Raw genomic sequence first — 14,398 nt, 5'->3', positions numbered from 1 at the left:
GGTTTGAAGCATGGCACCGTCAAAACCGCGCTGGGTTAACACGCGAGGATATTCACAGGAATCCGGCGCGGCTGCTCAGCGCCACTTCACCGTGACATCACGGTCGAGCGCCTCAATTGCGCGCAGAATCTTACGACGGTTCAGCGCATGACCGCGCCACTGACTTCGGGAGAAGTAGATGCCGGTCCTCGCCATGCTATCGACGTCGACCATCGTGAGGCGGAGCTGAAAAGCTCTGGCTCGGATGCAATCGATCACCTCACCGGTGGTCGCAAACGGCTTGCGCGCCTTCGTAATGCCGAGGCTGTTGGCCTTCTTGCGAAGCCGCATTTTATTGGACCCCGGAAAGGCGAGCTTCAGTTCATCAAACAATTTGTGCGGGTACATTCGCCTCAGCCGGCTGACCTCGGCTGCGGTCCGGAAATGGCATTTGCGACTGAGACCCAGCTTGGACACGCGGTGAAATATCGCTTGAGTGGATCGCGCGTAACGTTGCGCGCAGTAGCTGATGATCGGGATAAAGGGACCGTACGATCGCGTCCTCTTCCCTCGTCCACAAGGCACCGGACGGCGACCGGCCGGCACGTACCATCCACGCCTTCAGGCGATCACCACGAGCAAGACTTCTGACCGCAGATTTTAGGTGCACCGCCGCCTCTCCGGGAGATCGGGGCAGCGTTGGAATTTGCGGCGGGGCGTGCAAGCCGGCCTGGCCGAGGTATCCCCGCAAACCACCGCCCGCGAGGGGGCATTTCTTAACTCAAATCAGGTGAGATGATAGGCGGAGCTTGACAACTCCCGCCAAAGGCCTTGCCGGGCCTGTGTGGCACCAGGGCGATGGCAGGGCGATCCTTGCCGGGATCAGCCTTAGCCATCTTACCAACCACCGAGGAATTCGTCCCAGCCCTGGTAAGTACGATAGCAGAGCACGCCGCACCCGATTCCTAGCGCTAAAGATCAAGAAACCCATGACGTTGTTCGCCTCGAGCGCTTTGAGCGCTATCCAAGAATTGCCGAAGAGGCCGAACACGATCACGATGATCCACCAGCCCATGATGACCTTTGCGCCAAGCGGGATCTTTCGCTTTGTCGTCACGATTAGAGCACCGTCGCGCGCGGCTTCGACTTCTTGCGCGGCGGCTTCAGCGTCGGCACCCGAGGCGGCAACATCGGTACAAGTGGCTTCAGCGTCGGGATCTTGGGGCGCTTTGGCTTCTTCGTTCCGGTGGTCATTTCTTCTTCCCTTCGGCTGCTGCTTCAGGGCCTGCTCAAGCAGGCGGCGGATAGCCTCCGGCTTCGAGAGATCTGGCTCGCCCTGCCTCATTATCCACTCGTCAATTGGCGCGGAGTGATCTGGCAGAATGCGGAGGTGCACGGACTCGGCGCCTGTGGCGGGGCGGCCGCGTGATTTTCTCGTACCGGATATTGCCTTGACCTAGCACGGCAAGCCCTTCTTTTATCTTCGACGACCAAGCCTCCCGAAGGTCCGGCTGCACGGCTTGCCGGGCTCGCCCGAATTCCTCGCCGAATATGAGGCCGCGAAGGCGGGGGAGGCTGCGCCGCCCTCGATTGGCGCCAGCCGTACGCTGCCGGGCACCGTCAACGCGGCGCTGGTGAGCTACTATCAAGACACCGCGTTCACTGACGGGCTCGCAAAGACGACTCAGCAGAACAGGCGCGCGATCCTCGAGACGTTCCGGGAAAAATCACGGCGACAAGCGCATCGCGCTGCTGCACACTACGGCTCTACAGAACACCATCAACAAAAAGACACCGGCAGCCCAGCGCAACTTCAAGAAGGCAATGCGCGGCTTCATCGATCACTGCCTCTCGCTCGGCATGATCAAAGTGGACCCGCTTCTCGGACTAAAGCTGGCCAAGGGGAAGAAGAGCACCGGACATCACCCATGGAAGACATCTGAGTGCGAGCAGTTCGAGAAGCACCAAGCGATCGGCACACGCGCGGTTGGCCTATGAACTGCTCTTGCAGGCTGGTCAGTCCCGATGCGACGTGGTCCGGATGGGGCGGCAGCACATCCGCAGCGGGCAAATGTCGATGACGCGCCAGAAGACGGACGTTCCGTTCTATGTGACCGTCACGCCGCGCTTGTAGGGTGCGATCGATGCCATGCCGGCTAGCAATCATTTGACATTCCTGATAGCCGCACAAGGCAAGCCATTCACACCTGCGGGCTTCGGCAACTGGTTTCGCGAAGTTTGTCGAGAGGCAAAGTTACCTGTGCGCTGTACGTCTCACGGGCTCCGCAAAGCAGCCGCAACCTATTTCGCGAGCAGGGCGCAACGGATCATGAGCTCATGAGCTGGTTCGGCTTGGACGTCGATCTCGCAGGCACAGGTTTATACGAGAGCCGCAAATCGAAAGAAGATGGCAACGAACGCAGCACGGCTCATTTCAGGAACAGGCTTTGGCTCACCTTCGAACCAGGTGAGCCAAAGCGACCAGCAAGCCATTGAAAAAACCGGAGCGGGTAGATGAAGTGGCGATCCCGGCAGGACTGATTGAACTCAGCTAATTCAATGGCTTAATGCCAAGGTTAGGCAGTTTTTCGGCCATTGCTTCTCATAGTGAAGTTTGGTGATTGCCTAACCCTGGTTTGTGGGGAGCGGCCGTGGGCCCGCAGGGACGAAACACAACCGGCGCAACCATTTAATTCGCTTGTTAAGTTGTGTATCCCGTTTGTTCTCCGGATGAGACCTCGTGGAAATTAAATAGGTCAGCGTTTGTTCCTCATGCGTGTATTTATAAGCGGAACACGTAGAGGTAATGCCAGCTGGAGCTGGGCGGCCTCAACCCCTTGGACAGTCCAGGAACTACCAGCAAGCGACGGGATTGGTGCTGTGCTCCGGCTCCATGCCCCCCGTGGCCCGGAGTAAGTCCAACGGCCCCGGCCGCTGCCAAGACGGCTGGGGCCGTTTTTTCGAGAGGTCGTTTACCGGGCCAGCGGTGGATCCTAGCTCCCGCAGATTTTGGGAGGTGCCCATTTAGTATTTTACCCAGCCAAGCGCACTAATTGGTATGGGGTCCTAAAGCAGTAGGCACAGATGGTTTTCCGGGATGGCAGCTACATCGACGACGTCTACTACACGGGTGGGCGCGACTTCACCATTAAGACCTACCATGGCCGTGACGATGAGCCGGATTGGCGTAGGGTGCCGGTTGCCGAAAAGCCGAAAGAATGGCTTCTGAAGGTGAGGGCTGCGGTGGACGGAGCGTTGCGCGTTGGCTGAAGGCAGCGAAGACGGCCGAAAGACTAAGCCGGCAAGCCTTCTCTCCCAGTGGTGGCCCGTCTTTCGCGTCCAATATGACCCGCGAACGAAGCCGCGCCACGTGAGCGCGATGCTGGTCATTGTCCAGGCATTCCGGCGTGATTTTGGGAATGGTCGTGCCAGCATCAACTACATCAAGCGCGCCACCCGCATGAACGACAGAACGGTCGTCAAGACCTGCCGCGAACTGGCAGACTGGGGCTTCGTGACGAGGCGCGTCGTCAGTGGCCGTACGACTGAATACGTGCCTTCCTGGGCGACAGCAAAACAGTATCCCACCTCTGTCGATTTTGCTGGAGGTGAAAACACCGCTGGTGAGTTTGCTACTGTCGAAAATGCAGGAGGTGCCTCTGTCAATTTTGCAGGAGGTTTGCACCTAACCTCATGCACTTTTGATAGTGAATCCTACTTACAATTACCGGCTGACTCTAAGACAGACGGCCATAGTAGACGTGCGCAGGAAACACGTGCCAGATAACTTCGCAATCGCTGAAGCAGCCCGGCGCCTTCAGCAATCCGCGATTGAATACGACGCGCCTCGGGGCGTGCCGCTGACGATCGTTGAGAGCGCCATTGTTGCGCGGGGCGGTGATCGTTGGCTGCAGTTGCAGACCGACCGGGGAGGCGTTGCCGTCCTCATAGAGGGACACAGTGCCTCGATTCAGGAAGCTGGCCAGGAGCACTTCGCGCGGCTTATCGACGCTTGCGGCATTATCGACGAAGTAAATGACTCGTCAGATCTGCATGGTAAGTCGTTCATAATATCCCGTGACACGTTTGCCGCTCGGCCTGAGGAGCAGGCAGCCTGACCGGGGCGATTTCCTTCAGCCGCATTTCCGCAGCCAAGTGCCTGATCTCTTTGGGCCTGGGGGCGATTTCCAAATGTGTGCAGCCGGATCGGCCACACCAAGACCGCTGAAGCGGCGAAAACGAAAACCCATTATGGGTGCACTCACGTGAATAAACCAGCAAACGACAACACGCGCACTACAGCGGCACCGCCGCTCGCCATCCGTCTCTCTCGCGCAGGCCGGCATGAGGACGTTAAGCGCCTCATCGACCATGGCACCGTTGCCGTCGTCCCGACGTGGCTCTCTGCGGACGGCAACCTCCCAGAGGTAGGCGGCGCGCCGTTGCCAGATCGAGTGATGGAAGCGAGGCCCAGCCCTGACGAAATGGTGCGTCTGGCAGTGGATGACGCCATCGCCGCGCGCGTTGGATATGGGCCTATTACGGGGCCGGAGATGGATGCACCGACGCGTGCACGGCTGCGCCTCGATGCCAAGGGCCAGATTGCAGAGTGGCGCGGATCTGATGAGAGATGGCATGATGCTGCGGAACTGTTTCGGCAGCCGAAGGGTAGCCGGCGCAAGACCGACGGAGAGCGGCAGGCTGATAATGAACGCCACCTCGCCATCCCGGGGACGGGCACATTCCCGGAGCGTCCTGGTTACGTGGAACGTGGCTCCGTGGGCGAGGATTACCGGCGCCAGCGTGCGGCTCACTGGGCGCAGACACTATCCGCGTGCAGCGACAACAGGCGCGCAGAGATCGACCGTATGGGCCTGGGCGGACGGCACACCCTTGAGGATGCGTGGGGCAATGCTGGCCTGTACCCAGCCTCTCGCCTGCCCAGTACAGGACCGCGATAGCGCACGGGGCAGAGTTCTTGGCCTATCGGGTGCACTCGAATCCGACCGCCGCGAAAGGCTCGTTTGTCGGCGCGCCTGATGCAGTCGAATGGCAGATCGTGGAGGCCATTAACGCACCGCGTATTGATGCCGCCCTGAGCGAGCATGCCAAGGTGCTGGACATGTCGATTGCGGGTATGACGGCGCGCGAGATTGCCGCCGCGAACGGCTGGGGTGACGGCAAGTCTGGGGAGAGGCGGGCGGTCAAGGCGCAGGATGCGGCGTTGGCTGCATTGGCGAAGAACGCGGCCTAGCAATGAAACCATGGTCTAGCCTCATTTGAGACTGGAATCGCTGATCAATATCCCCCGCGCTATAACGGGGGAGAGGGCGAGACGTGGCGAACGAGCGGCGACGCAATGTCTATGCTGCACAGATGTTGGTCGACGGTAGTCCCGTGCGGTGTAAGGTACGCCACCTCACGGATTGCTCTGCAATAGTCCAAGTTGATAACGCGCCTTTCGTGCCCGCGGCCTTTGGTCTGCGTGTTCCAGGTGCTGGCTTGGATATTGATTGCTCGGTTGTGTGGCGCGATGCGCGCCGTCTCGGTGTGAAGTTCTTGAGCTAGCGTATTATCTTGAAGGCCACAAATTGTGGCCTGACGTGACGTGCAGACTTTGGCGCGCGCCGGCCCCACTACCGGCGTCGCCATCTTTTTCGGCCTTAGAGCCGTGAGCCGTTTGGCTGCTTTTTATTTCCCCGAACAATCGCAACATAACATTTATGGAGGATGGCCAATTGGCCACGTTGAACGCTGTGCTCGATGCGATCGAGCGACATATCGGCTTCCCCCGATCGCGCGGATATAGCGTCGCTCGGCGGTTGCAGGAGGCCGAACTGCTGCCCTTGGGCGGCCCAGGCTACGCCCCAGAACTCGAACAGCGCGACGTCTGTTTGCTGCTCGCGGTCCTGATGAGTGCACCGAAGCTGCACGAAGCCCCGGACCATGCGCGGGCCTACGCAGCGATGACTCCGGGTGGCGCGGTGTTGTCTGACGATGCGCCGACCAGCATTCCGCGCTCTGCGCTGGAATATCTGGAGGTCCAATCAGAAGTGGCTGTCGGTGGTTCGCCTGAAGCAATCCAGGACGTCCGCGGCCATCGTTTTGAATTTGAGCACTTCTGGCGCGGGTTCTCCGTGCATACACCGGAAGGTGCCGTAACCCGTTTCGTTTTGCCCGGCGCCCTTGCGTCTCACCAACAGGCACCGCATCGCATCGCTGGCGTGGTCAAGGGTGAGGCGTTTGTGAATTTGGTGAAGGATCTATTTTAGTGGCAATTTTGAAGAAGAGACCGGCCGAAGAATTCCGCATTCCAAGCCTCGCGGAGAGTGATGCATCTTATGCTGCGCTACTCGAAAAACGAGATGAGCTAAACGAGCGCTACCGCGGGCTTAATGCGGAACGTTCTAAGCTGCATCACGAAATCGAAAGAGCTAAGGCGGCCGGCGGGGAACGCCTGAGGGCTGATGTAGCCAGGTTGCTTGGCGAATCCCCGGAAGGGAGCATATCCGAGTTGTCGCTGCAGTTGCGCGAAGTCACTAAAGAGAATGTCCAACATTGAGGACGCTCTGGAAGTGCTACCGTCGCCGGAGTCGACGAAGCACGCAACATCGCCAGCAAGGTCGTCTGCGACACGGTGCGACACGAATATCAACGACGTCTTGGCGCTGTATGCGAGGCCGCGCGCGCTTTGGAAGCTGCACGCCAAAGAGCATGATACGCTGCCTGACGATATGGATCGGGAAGATGTGAGTCCTGGTCTTTACGTCCCGTTCGCGCGTACTTCTTGGGCGATCGGCGTGACGGCAAAGTTTCCAGCTTTTTGAGGGAATGTGCGGAGGCTGGTCATAATTTCTAATGGTTCAGAGCGCACCTCCGACGTCGCGGATAGGAAGCCAGTACGGCGCCGCGTGAAGATGCCTGGTGAAAGCCGGCATTCCGAATGCTCGGACTCACCAGCCGTTAAGCGCAAGCTAATGCAAGCCAAGCGCGAGAAGAGATTGCGGGTAACGCAACGCAATGGCTGAAACTATCTCAGGCTTTGCCATTTCGTGGAATCGACCCGCTATCATCGCGGGGCTCTTCGAAGAACGTTTCGCGCGCGGGGCATTCGATAAGCATCTCGCGCAAAACCCAGATGTTGCCGCGCTCTGGAGCCACGATCCAAGCCGGCCGCTGGGGCGTATCAGCAACGGCAGCCTTAAACTGCGCTCGGACAATGCGGGGTTATATTATGCGCTGACACCAGATCCCGCTGCACCGCTCGGTCAAGAGGCGTTGGCGACTGTCGGCAACGGCACGGTCAATGAGGTGAGCGTTTCATTTACTCCAGTGGTGGAGGAGTGGGACGATAGCGGCGACATTCCGAAACGGCTTATCACCGAAGCCCGGCTCTACCAGATCAGCCTCGTTCTTTGGGGGGCGTATGGCAAGGACACCTCCGCTCAGATCAGCCGGGCATTGAGCAACAACGATGCAGCCCGACGCCGTATGGAGGCGTCGCAGCGGATGCGGGGAATTCTCGCTCTGGTCGGTCGGTGGCGCAAGGTGCAATTGTCCTCCGAGGTAGATAAATCGAGTAGTGATAGCTGACGCTGCCGGTTTTTGGTTCATCGGTGGGACCGGGGCTTTCAATACCGGCGGCACATGCTGCAATCTTGCAGCGGAAAAAGTGGCATGAACGCTGCGGGGCCGTGAGACGAACGTGTTTCTTGCGGCTTGTGTGCAAGCGTTCATCGCCAGCCTCGTTCTGATCAACGCCGGGGCGCTCCGAGTCTTTCTGAGGCCAACCGATGAATCGGCCAACTAGCGTCAGCAGACATAGCCGCCGCGGCGATAGCAATTTGGATCGTGCTGCGTCCATACTGATCGTGGCCGTACGACCTGCGGCGGCCGTAATAGCCGCGATCATCATCGAAATCACGATGCCGGCCGCCGCAAACGTACACTTGATGTCGTCCCCGATAGCAATTCGAGCGTTGTCGGCGTTCATTTTGAGGTCACAGCGGAACAGGCTCTCAAGCTCTCTCATGCCTTAGCTATCGCCGCGAGGAACGGGTCGAAATACCTTGCGTCAGTCGAGACGACGCGCCGTTCCCGAAATTCTCATTCTGTCGCAGCGTCGGAGCTTTGCCCGCGTGCGGCGCTCATGGAGAGTTCCTCCCTGAGAACGTGGGAGACAAATCCACAAGGCTTAAACTAGGAGACTTTTGATGTCTGAATATTCCGCCGGCATCTTCCGCAGCGGCATCTATAAGGGGATTCCCACACCTCCCATTATTCGGGGCAGGTTCGATCCGATCTTCGCCAATCGCGATTTCGGTGTCCGCGGCGATGGCCATGAGATGGAGAGCTATCAGGTTCAAGCATTTCTTGACGCCGTCCCGGCGCGCTGTGGCAACTGGACTGGCTAGATCGCGATCGCGTGTCCGCCGCGCCCGAGCTACGCCGCATTGTCGTGGCGATCGACCCGGCCGTTTCCAACAATGAGGGCTCGGACGAAACCGGCATCATCGTTGCCGGCGTGACGAGAGATGAAAAATCTACGTGCTGGAGGATTGCTCGGGCCGCTACGCACCGCATGAGTGGGCGGCAGTGGCGATTGCCGCATGCCGGCGTCACAAGGCGGACCGGAACAACGGCGGCGCAATGGTGGAGGCGACTATTCGCGCGCTGGACCATGGGGTGAGCTTCAAAGCCGTGCACGCGAGCCGTGGCAAAGTGGTGCGCGCTGAGCCGATCGCCGCGTTGTACGAGCAGCGTAAGGTTCATCACGTGGGCGGGTTCGATGTGCTCGAAGATCAGATGTGCGCGTTCACTTCGGATTTCGACCGCGGGAAGGTAGGCTACTCGCCGGACCGGGTCGACGCGCTGGTGTGGGCGCTCACCGAGTTGAGCGGACCGCAGAACATAATCATACGGCAGGAATTGTTGATTTAAGAGCCTGGGCTCTTATCAAATCTTACCAGCCATCGGACGAAACCAGCTCCGGTGCCTATCATCTCAATCGCGAGATCCAGGGGCGGTTGTGACGGCTCCTCGACACCGTGCTCATGTCGATAGTTGTGACAGGCATCGACCCAGTCAGCGAACGCACTGACCATTTTGCTAGCAGCTCTTTGTGCTACGGCATCGGACGAGTACATTGACTGCGCGGCAGACTGTAATTGCTTCGAAGCGTCGGCAGACGTCAATTTAGAAGCCTTGGGAAAGATTAGCCGATAAAGAGATTCTGCAGCTCCGAAGACTCCTCTTATGCCTTCCTTCCCATCAGGAATCGCACCCGAGAGTGCTGATGTGCCTTTGTCAAACTCGGCGCGGACATTCCCATATCTTGGACCGTTAATCGCAGCGATGGTAGCGTTGATGTTGGTGGCGAATTCTGCGTCGACTTTGAAGTGCACGCCACCGGCATCATCAATGGTGTAGGACAGAGATTCTTCGCTAAAGATGCGTCGACATATCGCCAGAAATTTTTCGTTCGCACTGGGATCGCGCATTCCTCTTGGGCTGGTGCGCTGCTGAGTGAAGTACCGATAAATCAGCGAAATTGTGTCAAGGAAATCAACTGTGCCGAATCCTTCGAGAGTTGCTTTCCAATCGTATCCATACTGGTACACGACATCGACGCCCAACTCTGCGACAAGAAAGCTTCCTAAGTCGCTTCCCTCTTTCGATCGAGCGTCCTCGCACTCGATGAGCCAGGCTGCAATTCGACGGCGTGCGCGCGGGCTGTCCTGCAACAGTTCGTCCTTGCGAAGATAGACATGAGAGAACCGTTGGCCAACGGGTTTAGTGCCTGACATGCGAGATTCCCATTCAGTGGCGAGCCATCATTTCACGCAGTCTCAGTACTAGAAAAAGGTTAGCCAGTGCATGAGACTTTCAAACACACCTTGAAGCGCAGAATAAACAGACTGAACCCACGCAGCCTGCGCCAGCTTCTCTGCTACTACCTTCCCGGCCACGAATCCTGCGCCCTTCAATGCACCCTTAGCAAACTCATCTGATCGCTCTCGCCATTTATTGACGGCAGGGTCGGCGACTTGCGCCGCTTCGATCAGCTCCGGCAGGTCAACTGGTGCAGCGGCTCGCTGGTCTCGTAAGCGCGAAATGAAGGTTTCAATTTCGGCTTCGTCCACACTCAGTTCATCGTTGATATTCGGGCCCCGGTTGTGACCCATTCCGGGCGGTCGAGTCGCTAGCGCAGCTTCCAACAGAGCGACACGCGCTTGCAGCAACTCAAAGGCGGACTCCCGCAATTGGGTATCAGAGCGTTCCGCGTTTGGAGTTGAACTGTCCGGGGAAAGCGCCTCGTTACGCGGCTCTGTGGGAGGCGAAGGCTGGTTATTGTCGTCTGCCGCGGTCAAATCTTGGTTGCCTGACGTGGACCAAATTTCGATCGCGGTTCTGATGCGATTGGGCAGCCCAAAGCGCCGTTCGCGCTTAAGCCGCTCTGCCCTAAGGATCGAATGCACTTCGGCAAAGGCAGCGTCGATATCCTCGTTCATGACGACGTAGTCGTACTCGGCCCAATGGCTCATCTCGTGGCTGGCGCGGCCCATGCGGCGCCGGATCACGTCACGGGAGTCCTGCGCGCGTGAAAGCATCCGCTTTTCGAGGTCGGCCAGAGAGGGCGGCAGGATGAAAACGCTGACCACGTCGGCGCGCGCTTTTTCGCGTAGCTGCTGCGTGCCCTGCCAATCAATGTCGAACAGTACGTCCTCTCCTGCCGACAGTGCCGCCTCGACGGGGGCGCGCGGCGTGCCGTAACGATTCCCGAACACGGTCGCCCATTCCAGAAGCTCATCGCGCTTGACCAGGTCCTCGAAGCGCGCCTTATCGACGAACAGATAATCCCGACCCTCCACCTCGCCGGGACGCATAGCCCGTGTTGTCACCGAGACCGACATCCGCAGACCCGGCGTGCGCTCAATCAGGAGGCGTGACAGCGTAGTCGCGCCGGCACCCGGAGGCGCCGACAGCACGAACATCAGCCCGCGCCGCTCAATGCCGTCTTCGTCCTGCACCGCCATCCCCTGGATCGCTCTAGCTCGAATCAACGGCTAATGGTGACACGGTCCATGCGCACGCAGGGCGCCGCTTTTGCTCTATCCGACCTATTCACAGCCCATATCGCGCTTCGTGTCGCGCCGAGTAGCCGGGAGTTGTTGGTAATCGTTGGAACTATTGGGGAATTTTGCGCAACAGGCGCAACACGATTTGAGGAGAGAGTAGCCAGCTAAACGATTGATTTTTCTGGCGATCCCGGCAGGACTGATGGAAATCAAGCTATTCAATAGCTTGATGCCAAGGTTAGGCAGTTTTCCGGCTTTTGCTTCCCATAGGGAAATTCCGTGATTGCCTAACCGGGCTGGGGGGAGCGGAGGGTGGTTCAACTTGGGCCAAAAACACAACCGCACAACCAAATAAATCGCTTTAAAGTTGTTAATTCCCCGTAGTTCTCCGGATGAGAACACGCGTGGATGATAATAGGTCAGCATTTGTTCCCTAGGCGTGTATTTATAAGCGGAACACCTAGAAGTATCGGCGCCTGATTTGTGGCCTCAATCCAGTCCCAGGAACGACCGGCAAGCGACGGGATTGGTGCTTCGCTCCGGCTCCGTATCCCCCTGCGTGTCGGAGTAATTCAAACGGCCCCAGCCGCCGCCAAAGCTGGGGCCGTTCGCTCATGTGAACCTGCGCCCAACTCACGTCGGCGCAGCCGTTCATGCTACTATCCTGAGCCGCGCCGATCGTGCGGAACGTCGCGGCACCCGGCCGCAGGAATTGTCTCAGGGCAGCGCCTGCGGCCGTTTGTTCTTGTAGCGGGCGTTACTGAGCCAGCTCCATCATGGGCTTGCCCTTGTCGATTATGTGGACGGTCAGCATCTTCAGGGTCTTGTCACCGGCAATTTTGAAACCTGCATGCGGCACATCGCGGACGTTGATTACTGCCGCACCAGTGGGAAATTGAATCTCTTTGCCATCCGGGAGCGCGAGTGTTGCGCCATCGAGCACGTACACTGCCTCTTCGCCGTGGTGAGTGTGGCGAGGAAGGCCGTTCCCGGGTGGCACGTCAACGACGCTGACGATGATTTCCATGTTCGTACCGGTGAGATCGGCGCGCTTCAATTCTTGGCGATTTGTCTGGGCTTGAGCGCCGAAGGTGAGGGCGGCGAAAAAAAGAACGGCAGCTAAGCGGAGCATGTCACACTCCCTGAAAATGCGCGCCGTTTGGCGCTGTTAAATGGCTCATTCAGTACCGTCGCGACGCAACGGCCATTTAGAAAGCTGCTTTGCCAATATCGGGACCACCACATGGGCGGTCGTAAACCCTATGCTCGCTAAGGTGGAGGGCAATTCACGAGGCAGTGAAGGCTGAGATTGGACATTCTTCGTGACCAGCCCTTTACCGGACTCGCGCTGGCTTCCTAGCTCTCTGCTGCCGTTTTTGAGGGCGCCCCATTTAGTATTTTCGGGCGCCGCGCCCACTATCCAATAGAACCCAACGGAGCCCACGAATGACGCTCGGCCAGCAAATCGTTGCCGATTGGAAGCAACGCTATCAACCGCATGATCAATTGCATGAGCGCGTCGTCGTCCGAGAGGAGCGTGCGTTTTACGCGATCGACGGTGAGCGCGTGATCTACGGCATCGCGCGGCGCACCGAGGAAAGGAACAATACTTGAGGATATTGTCGGTCCGACCAGGGCGAGCACCGATAATCGGGCACGTCGATGTCGAGACGTCGCCCGGGGTAAGGCTGTACGGCCTGCGCGTATCTCGCGCGCCAGATGGATCGTACAGAGTGTTCGGACTCAGCAACGAGCACGGCCGCACCTGCGCATTTGATCGCGACGCGGTCAACGCGATTGCCAACGCAACAACTCAGTTTTTGACCATGAATGGACCTTCGCACAATGTCTGCGCTGCCAGCTAAATCCTTCACCGCGACCCCGTTCGTTTTCAAAGATCCTACGACGCTGCCGCCAATCGGCATGACGGCAGAGCCCATCTTTGAAGAGATGGATCCGGAGATACTCCAGATTGTTAGGCAATCGATTGCCGCGCGCGAGATCGTCGAGGCGGAGGCATCTTCGGCAAACGATAAAGATGCGGGCGCGACCGGAAAGCCTGCCTTTGCTCTCACGCCATACCTTCCACAGGAACCCGCCAAACTGCCTCGCCGCGATTGGCTGTTTGCGCGGCACTACATCCGCAAGTATGTGTCGGTAACAGTATCGCCGGGTGGCCTCGGTAAGACATCGAATAGCATCGTCGAAGCGCTCGCCATGGTCTCTGGAAGACCCCTTCTATCGCACGATAGCGATGGCGGGCTGTCAGGGCGACTACGGGTCGCGCTATTCAATGGTGAAGACCCGCGCGACGAGATGACTCGGCGGATCGAAGCTGCTCGCCTTCATTACAAATTGAAGCCGGAAGACATTGCTGGTCTTTTCCTGGACGTCGGCCGAGAGCAGGAACTTGTCATTGTCGAGGAAACCAGGAGAGGCATCGATCTCCGCCAGCCCGTGGTGGAGGCTGTGGTTGAGCACATCGTGACCAACGGAATCGACGCCATGATCGTCGACCCGTTCGTCTCGACGCACCGCGTTAACGAAAACGACAATGGCGCAATTGATAGGGTTGCCAAGTTATGGGGCCAGATCGCCGATCGTACCAATTGTTCAATCGAGCTGGTCCACCATCTGCGCAAATTGAACGACAGCAAGGAAGCCACAATCGACGATGCGCGGGGAGCCATTGCCCTCATCGGCGCCGCGCGCTCCGTGCGGCTCTTGAACCGAATGTCGGCTGACCAAGCCAAGGAGGCTGGCGTGCCTCCGCAAGAGGCCTCTAGCCACTTCTACGTCATCAGCGGCAAAGCCAACATGATCAAGCAGGACAATCGACGCGATTGGCGTAGGTTGGAAAGCGTGGGTCTAGGCAACAGTGATGGCCTGCAGAAGCCTCAGGACCATGTGGGCGTTGTGACGCCTTGGCGTTTCCCTTCGAAGGCGGAGACCGCAGAAAAGGCAGTCGGCGATGTGACGCCAAACCAGATGGAGAACATTCTGGTCAGGCTGAAAAATCAGACCGGCTTACTCGCGAGAAACTCAGGTAACTGGGCCGGCTTCCATTTGATGGACGCGCTCGGACTTAACCGTGAAGACAAGGACGACCGCGATTTGGCGGCGAAGATACTTGGTGGCCTGATTGCAGACGGAACCCTTGTGGTCAGGGAGGAGGAAGACCACCGCCGTCACACGAAAAACGTGGTTCGCCCTGGGGCGGAATAGTTTGCGCCAGTGCTTGCGCCAGTACCTGCGCCAGTGCGCCAATAATTTCCCCTTTTGCACCTGCGCCAGTGCGCCAGTACCACCCTTGGGGGACTGGCACATCTGGTGCGGTGCGC

Annotated in this window: 16 protein-coding genes and 1 pseudogene; 12 read left to right on the top strand and 5 right to left on the bottom strand. The window is 58.5% G+C overall.

The genetic code is table 11. The features are described from left to right. Positions 1–75: 75 nt before the first annotated feature. Positions 76–456 carry a hypothetical protein gene (locus tag I6F37_RS17335; protein WP_225152133.1) on the bottom strand — a complete coding sequence of 127 codons (381 nt, stop codon included), beginning with the start codon at positions 454–456 and terminating at the stop codon, positions 76–78. Between the two features lie 304 nt (positions 457–760). Next, on the bottom strand, positions 761–1,324 hold the full coding sequence (locus I6F37_RS17330) for a hypothetical protein (RefSeq protein ID WP_225152131.1): 564 nt from the start codon (positions 1,322–1,324) through the stop codon (positions 761–763). Positions 1,325–1,499: 175 nt separating this feature from the next. On the opposite strand from I6F37_RS17330, the gene I6F37_RS17325 reads away from it, so the two are divergent. From I6F37_RS17325 to I6F37_RS17280, 10 genes are all read left to right on the top strand, one after another. Then, positions 1,500–1,922: a hypothetical protein gene (locus I6F37_RS17325; RefSeq protein ID WP_225152129.1), complete on the top strand. Its 423-nt coding sequence runs from the start codon at positions 1,500–1,502 to the stop codon at positions 1,920–1,922. 1,141 nt (positions 1,923–3,063) lie between these two features. After that, positions 3,064–3,249 carry a hypothetical protein gene (locus I6F37_RS17320; protein WP_225152127.1) on the top strand — a complete coding sequence of 62 codons (186 nt, stop codon included), beginning with the start codon at positions 3,064–3,066 and terminating at the stop codon, positions 3,247–3,249. Positions 3,250–3,358: 109 nt separating this feature from the next. Further along, positions 3,359–3,766, top strand: a complete 408-nt coding sequence (locus I6F37_RS17315; protein ID WP_225152125.1) for a hypothetical protein — start codon at positions 3,359–3,361, stop codon at positions 3,764–3,766. Then, on the top strand, positions 3,756–4,097 hold the full coding sequence (locus I6F37_RS17310) for a hypothetical protein (RefSeq protein ID WP_225152123.1): 342 nt from the start codon (positions 3,756–3,758) through the stop codon (positions 4,095–4,097). The genes I6F37_RS17315 and I6F37_RS17310 overlap by 11 nt, the downstream gene beginning before the upstream one ends. Before the next feature lie 860 nt (positions 4,098–4,957). Further along, a complete protein-coding gene (locus I6F37_RS17305) occupies positions 4,958–5,233 on the top strand; it encodes a hypothetical protein (RefSeq protein ID WP_225152121.1) in 276 nt (91 codons plus the stop codon). Between the two features lie 484 nt (positions 5,234–5,717). After that, a complete protein-coding gene (locus I6F37_RS17300; protein WP_225152119.1) occupies positions 5,718–6,251 on the top strand; it encodes a hypothetical protein in 534 nt (177 codons plus the stop codon). Beyond that, the gene (locus I6F37_RS17295; protein ID WP_225152118.1) at positions 6,251–6,541 is read left to right on the top strand and encodes a hypothetical protein; all 291 of its coding nucleotides are present in this window, start codon (positions 6,251–6,253) and stop codon (positions 6,539–6,541) included. Before I6F37_RS17300 ends, I6F37_RS17295 begins: the two co-directional genes overlap by 1 nt. A 458-nt stretch (positions 6,542–6,999) precedes the next feature. Continuing rightward, positions 7,000–7,572: an HK97 family phage prohead protease gene (locus I6F37_RS17290; protein WP_225152116.1), complete on the top strand. Its 573-nt coding sequence runs from the start codon at positions 7,000–7,002 to the stop codon at positions 7,570–7,572. Positions 7,573–8,192: 620 nt separating this feature from the next. Continuing rightward, positions 8,193–8,393, top strand: coding sequence for a hypothetical protein (locus I6F37_RS17285; RefSeq protein WP_225152114.1), 201 nt, complete (start codon positions 8,193–8,195; stop codon positions 8,391–8,393). Positions 8,394–8,526: 133 nt separating this feature from the next. Continuing rightward, entirely contained in the window at positions 8,527–8,919 is a 393-nt protein-coding gene (locus I6F37_RS17280) for a hypothetical protein (protein ID WP_225152112.1), read from the top strand. Here I6F37_RS17280 and I6F37_RS17275 read toward each other — a convergent pair. The 3 genes and pseudogenes from I6F37_RS17275 to I6F37_RS17265 all read right to left on the bottom strand — a co-directional run bounded on the left by I6F37_RS17275 (position 8,916) and on the right by I6F37_RS17265 (position 12,189). Further along, positions 8,916–9,785 carry a hypothetical protein gene (locus I6F37_RS17275; RefSeq protein WP_225152111.1) on the bottom strand — a complete coding sequence of 290 codons (870 nt, stop codon included), beginning with the start codon at positions 9,783–9,785 and terminating at the stop codon, positions 8,916–8,918. The two genes, I6F37_RS17280 and I6F37_RS17275, sit on opposite strands and share 4 nt — an antisense overlap. Before the next feature lie 618 nt (positions 9,786–10,403). Next, positions 10,404–11,015 (bottom strand): annotated as a pseudogene (gene gmk, locus I6F37_RS17270) (guanylate kinase); the annotation flags it as partial. A 799-nt stretch (positions 11,016–11,814) separates the two neighbouring features. Then, positions 11,815–12,189 carry a cupin domain-containing protein gene (locus I6F37_RS17265; RefSeq protein WP_225152109.1) on the bottom strand — a complete coding sequence of 125 codons (375 nt, stop codon included), beginning with the start codon at positions 12,187–12,189 and terminating at the stop codon, positions 11,815–11,817. Between the two features lie 314 nt (positions 12,190–12,503). Between I6F37_RS17265 and I6F37_RS17260 the strand changes: the two genes are divergently transcribed. Next, positions 12,504–12,671, top strand: a complete 168-nt coding sequence (locus I6F37_RS17260; RefSeq protein WP_225152107.1) for a hypothetical protein — start codon at positions 12,504–12,506, stop codon at positions 12,669–12,671. Positions 12,672–12,902: 231 nt separating this feature from the next. Continuing rightward, positions 12,903–14,282, top strand: coding sequence for an AAA family ATPase (locus tag I6F37_RS17255; RefSeq protein WP_225152105.1), 1,380 nt, complete (start codon positions 12,903–12,905; stop codon positions 14,280–14,282). Positions 14,283–14,398: the final 116 nt, after the last annotated feature.

Origin of the sequence: Bradyrhizobium sp. NBAIM08 (assembly GCF_020193935.1) — a bacterium.
In the GTDB taxonomy this organism is placed as follows: Bacteria; Pseudomonadota; Alphaproteobacteria; order Rhizobiales; family Xanthobacteraceae; genus Bradyrhizobium; species Bradyrhizobium yuanmingense.
This window is presented reverse-complemented; position numbering and strand designations above follow the sequence as displayed.